This window comes from Flagellimonas hadalis, from assembly GCF_007785775.2.
In the GTDB taxonomy this organism is placed as follows: Bacteria; Bacteroidota; Bacteroidia; order Flavobacteriales; family Flavobacteriaceae; genus Flagellimonas; species Flagellimonas hadalis.
The window spans coordinates 1-366 of record NZ_VNIK02000053.1 but is presented as its reverse complement, the minus strand read 5'-3'; the positions used below and the strand labels follow the sequence as shown (position 1 = coordinate 366).

1 protein-coding gene is annotated in these 366 nt (G+C 39.1%); it reads left to right on the top strand.

The window, feature by feature from the left end:
- On the top strand, positions 1-366 hold a 366-nt coding region (locus FOT42_RS18225; RefSeq protein ID WP_192938451.1), incomplete at both ends, for a hypothetical protein.

Below are 366 nucleotides of genomic sequence, written 5' to 3'. Positions count from 1 at the left end.
GAATGCCAACGTGATTGTTTCCGATTGGATGCATATTGTTTGGGATGATATAGATAACATGGAGCCTCCTACTTGGGGAAATATGTACATTGAAGAAATTCCTGGCATTAATGATATCAATGCTTTTTTGGAAACCGGTGGAGTTGTTTTATTCTACATGAAACTCAGTACTGGTAATGGTACGGCTACATCGCTATTTCCTATCGAATTGGGCAATTTCATTCATTTATTTGCATTTGGCATTTCACATGAAGACCCCAATGATGGCATCACTGGATTTGTGATTAGTGGTGTGGAAGCAACCGATGCTTCCATAGTGGAAAATAATGACAACTATATGGTGAAATACGTTGTGGTCCCAGCTAA